This is a genomic window from Phytoactinopolyspora endophytica (assembly GCF_004138495.1).
Lineage (GTDB): Bacteria > Actinomycetota > Actinomycetes > Jiangellales > Jiangellaceae > Phytoactinopolyspora > Phytoactinopolyspora endophytica.
This window is the reverse complement of sequence record NZ_ML142860.1, coordinates 214,208-218,757: the sequence shown is the minus strand read 5'-3', so window position 1 is coordinate 218,757 and position 4,550 is coordinate 214,208. Positions and strand designations below refer to the sequence as shown.

The 4,550-nt window shown below is 68.0% G+C and carries 4 protein-coding genes and 1 pseudogene; 4 read left to right on the top strand and 1 reads right to left on the bottom strand.

The window, feature by feature from the left end; all coding sequences use genetic code 11:
- Window positions 1-691, bottom strand: a 691-nt coding sequence (locus tag ELR45_RS22215) for a sugar-binding transcriptional regulator (RefSeq protein ID WP_205857043.1), incomplete at its 3' end; no start/stop codon positions are given.
- 161 nt (window positions 692-852) lie between these two features.
- Here ELR45_RS22215 and ELR45_RS22210 point away from each other — a divergent pair.
- From ELR45_RS22210 to ELR45_RS38715, 4 genes and pseudogenes are all read left to right on the top strand, one after another.
- The gene (locus ELR45_RS22210) at window positions 853-1,860 is read left to right on the top strand and encodes a zinc-dependent alcohol dehydrogenase family protein (RefSeq protein WP_129668277.1); all 1,008 of its coding nucleotides are present in this window, start codon (window positions 853-855) and stop codon (window positions 1,858-1,860) included.
- Entirely contained in the window at window positions 1,857-3,212 is a 1,356-nt protein-coding gene (locus tag ELR45_RS22205; RefSeq protein ID WP_129668276.1) for an ABC transporter substrate-binding protein, read from the top strand. Before ELR45_RS22210 ends, ELR45_RS22205 begins: the two co-directional genes overlap by 4 nt.
- On the top strand, window positions 3,212-4,156 hold the full coding sequence (locus ELR45_RS22200; protein ID WP_129668275.1) for a carbohydrate ABC transporter permease: 945 nt from the start codon (window positions 3,212-3,214) through the stop codon (window positions 4,154-4,156). Before ELR45_RS22205 ends, ELR45_RS22200 begins: the two co-directional genes overlap by 1 nt.
- Window positions 4,156-4,550: pseudogene (locus ELR45_RS38715) on the top strand (carbohydrate ABC transporter permease); the annotation flags it as partial. The gene ELR45_RS22200 and the pseudogene ELR45_RS38715, both read left to right, overlap by 1 nt.

The following is a 4,550-nucleotide window of genomic DNA, read 5'->3' as shown; positions in this document are numbered from 1 at the left end:
AGACCGTCGACAGACCTTCCGCCCACGCACCGATCGACACGACGGCCAGGTCCAGCCGGTCGGCGCGGTCCAGGGCGCGAGCGATCTCCGGCTGGCGACGCAGCGCGCTGGCCGTCGCCGCGTCCTCGACGACGAGGGGTGCGTAGATCGGGTACGAATCACCCCCGGCGGCCGCGGCCACCGAACGTACGACCTCGACCGTGCCGGACGATGAGCCCTGCACGGAGAGCGAGCCCGCCAGCTGCACCACGGTGCACGGCACCAGCCGGTCCAGCTGCTCCACCATGGCCGCGATGGTTCGGCTCCAGGTCAGGCCGATGACCTGCTGTGGTTTCACCTGCTCCATAAGCACACCGGCCACCACGGCGCCCATCTCCTCCCGGACGGCGGCGTCGGACGCCTCGGGCACGTTCACCACGATGGCTCGCCTGATCTGCAGCGACTCCTGGACGGCGAGCGACGCGGCATCGTCGATGTGCCCGGGGAGCACGATCTCCACCCGAACCCACCCCTGGCTGCGGGCATCGGTGAGGATCCTGGCGACCTGGAAGCGGGACAGGCCGAACTCCTCGGCGATCTCCACCTTCGACCGTCCGTCCACGTAGTGACGACGGGCGACCGCCCCAGCGAGCACTAGCTCAGACGGCCCTTGCTGCCTGCCCTGTTTCGGTGGCCTTCCCCGTTGCGCCACAGCGCCTCCCCGTTCCTTATCGGCCCGATCCTCGCACATCAGACGGGTCTCCGGTTCCGCCCACCCCTTGACGGCTGACTCGTGACGAGTTACAAGTATAGAACACATATGAGCTTCTAATTCGCTCATACGTGCATCGCACCTACTATTCTGGAGGCTCCATGAGGGCGGTCGTCATCGAGAAGCCCGGATCGCTGTCTGTCCAGGATGTCCCCGAGCCCGTCCCGGGCCCGGCCGACGTCGTCGTCGACGTCGGCGCCTGCGGCATCTGCGGAACCGACCTCCACATCGCCGACGGGGAGTTCCCGCCGAGCCCATATCCGCTGGTGCCGGGGCACGAGTTCGCCGGCACCGTGAGCGCGGTCGGCGACTCCGTCACCACGGGCATCGCCGTGGGAGACAGGGTGGCCGTCGATCCGTCGCTGTTCTGCGGTCACTGCCGCCAGTGCCGCCGCGGCCGTGGCAACCTCTGCGAGAACTGGGGCGCCACCGGCGACACCGTCGACGGCGCCTTCGCGGAGCGGGTGGCCGTACCCGCGTCTACCTGCTATCCCCTGCCCGAGCAGCTCAGCTTCGCCGAGGGCGCCCTCGTCGAGCCGGTGTCGTGCGCCGTGCACGGCGTGCGACGGCTCGGCGTCGAAGCCGGCGAGCGGATTCTAGTCCTCGGAGCGGGCACGATGGGCCTGATCATGCTGCAGCTCCTGGTCGCCGGCGGCGCCCGGGTCAGCGTCGTCGACCGGGTCGCTGAGAAGCTGCCGATGGCCGAACGGTTCGGAGCGGTCGCGGTGGCCACCAGCGTCGACGAGCTTCCGCGCCGGGCCTTCGATGCCGCCGTCGACGTCACCGGCGCTCCACCGGCGATCGAGGACGCCGTCCGTTCGCTCGACCGGGGCGGGCGGATCGAGATCTTCGGTGTCGCCGCCGAGGACGCCGTCGTGCGGCTGTCACCGTTCCGGATCTACAACGACGAGATCACCGTCGTCGGCTCCATGGCGGTACTTCACAGCTATGGGGCGGCACTGGAACTCGTGGCCGATCACCAGGTAGACGTCGCCTCGCTCGTCTCCCACACGTTCGGGCTCGCCGACTTCCCGCACGCGCTCGACCTCGTCCGCACCGGCCAGACCGTCAAGGCGCAGATCGCCCCGGCAGCGGGAGCGACGCCATGACCACCCGCCGCGCATGGAAGGCCGCGACGCTGGCCGGAGTGCTCGCGGCAACCACAGCCTGCGCCGGGTTCGGTGGGACATCCGGCTCGTCGGGCGGGACGTCGATCGTCGTGGCCGTGGTCTCCAACCCACAGATGACCGACGCCATCGCGCTGGCCGATGACTTCCGGGAAGAACATCCCGACATCGACGTCCAGTTCGTCTCGCTGCCCGAGAACGAGTCCCGGGCCAAGATCACGGCCTCCGTCGCCACCGGTGGCGGCGAGTTCGACGTGGTCATGGTCAGCAACTACGAGACGGCGATGTGGGCGGAGAACGACTGGCTGGTCAACCTCCAGCCGTACGCCGACGCGACCGACCGCTACGACACCGAGGACTTCATCGCGCCCGTGCGGGAGTCACTGTCCTATGAGGGCGACATGTACTCGGTGCCGTTCTACGGCGAGTCGTCGTTCCTGGTCTATCGGCAGGACATCTTCGACGAGGCCGGCCTGACCATGCCGGAGCAGCCCACCTGGTCCGACGTCCGGGAACTCGCGGCGGCCGTCGAGGAGTCCGAACCCGGCATGAACGGGATCTGCCTGCGTGGGCTGGCCGGCTGGGGCGAGAACCTGGCTCCGCTGAACACGGTCATCAACACCTTCGGCGGACAGTGGTTCGACGAGCAGTGGGACGCCCACCTGACCTCGCCCGAGGTACGCGAGGCCGTCCAGTTCTACGTCGACCTGGTCCGCGACCACGGGCAGGCAGGCGCCGCCACGAGCGGCTTCGCCGACTGCGCCACCCGATACGGCCAAGGCCAGGCGGCGATGTGGTACGACGCCACCTCGATGGTCAACGTCGTGGAAAGCCCCGACGACTCGGTCACCGCAGGACTCAACGGCTACGCTCCGGCACCCGTGGTCGAAACCGAATCGAGCGGCTGGCTGTACACCTGGTCGCTGGGCATCCCGGAGTCGTCCGAACATCCGGACGAGGCATGGGAGTTCGTCGCCTGGATGACCGACCGGGACTATCCACATCTGGTCGGAGAGGAGCTCGGCTGGGAACGGGTCCCACCGGGCAGCCGAGTCTCCACCTACGAGATTCCCGAGTATGCCGAGGTGGCATCCGCCTTCGCCGATCCCACGCTGGAGTCGATGGAGGCCGCACACCAGGACAACGTGATGGCCCGGCCGGTTCCGTACGACGGCATCCAGTTCCTCGCCATTCCGGAGTTCCAGGACCTGGGCACCCGGGTGGGCCAGCAGATTTCGGCCGCCGTGGCCGGGCAGATCACCGTCGACGAAGCCCTCGACCAGTCCCAGCGCTATGCCGAGACGGTCGGCGAGTCCTACCAGGAGGCAGGCTGATGAGTACCGACGTCGCGACACCGGTCACCGCCGCTCCGCCGGGCCAGGCATCCCGCCAGGCCGCCAAGCTCGCCCGCCGGGAGGGATGGAGGCGTCGCGCTCCGCTTCTGCCGGCCCTGATCTTCGCGATCATCGTCACCCAGATCCCGTTCCTGGTCACCGTCTGGTATTCGATGAACTCCTGGAACCTGGTCAATCCCGGGTCCGAGCGGTTCGTCGGGCTGTCCAACTACGCCGATGTCTTCGCCGACCGGGTGTTCCGCGAGGCCGCGCTGAACACGATCGTCATCACCGGCAGCTGCGTGATCGTCTCGATGCTGCTGGGCATCGCGCTCGCCATGCTGCTCGACCGCCAGTTCCTCGGCCGTTCGGTGGTGCGCACACTCATCATCACGCCCTTCCTCATCATGCCGGTAGCCGGCGCCCTGCTGTGGAAGACGACGATGTTCGATCCGCTGTTCGGCCTGGTCAACTTCGTGCTGTCGCCGTTCGGGGTGGACACCTACGACTGGGCCAGCTCCGCACCCGTGTTCGCCGTCGTCACCGCGCTGGTGTGGCAGTGGACGCCGTTCATGACGCTGCTGGTGCTGGCCGGCCTGCAGAGCCAGGGACGCGACGTGCTGGAGGCGGGGCAGGTGGACGGGGCCGGGCCACTGCGCATGTTCCGCTCGATCACCCTTCCGCATCTGCGGCGCTACATCGAACTGGGCGTCCTGCTCGGCGCCATCTACGTGGTGAACACGTTCGACCAGATCTACATCATGACGCAGGGCGGACCCGGCACGGCCAGCTCCAACCTGCCCTTCTACATCTACCAACGCGCCTTCCTCGGGTTCGACGTCGGCCAGGCCGCGGCCATGGGCGTGGTCGTCGTCATCGGCACGATCGTCGTCGCCACCCTGGCGCTGCGGCTGCTGTTCCGCACCTTCAGCGAGGAGAACTGATGGCTACCGTAGAGATCGCCACCGTCGCTCCGCGCCGGCGCGGAGCTGGGCTGCTCACCGCCGCCACCTGGCTCGTCGGACTGCTCTTCTTCTTCCCCGTCCTGTGGATGGTCATCACCGCGTTCAAGCAGGAGTCCGACGCGACCACCGACCCGCCTCGTCTGTTCTTCGAGCCCACGCTCGATCAGTTCCGCGCGCTGTTCGACGCCGGCGCCGGACCGTACTTCCTGAACTCACTCATGGCGACCGGGATCTCCACGCTCTTGGTGCTCGGATTGGCCGTGCCCGCCGCCTACGCGCTGTCGATCCGCCCGGTGAAGAGGACCCAGGACGTGCTGTTCTTCTTCATCTCCACCAAGATGCTGCCGGTCGTCGCCGTCATCGTGCCCATCTA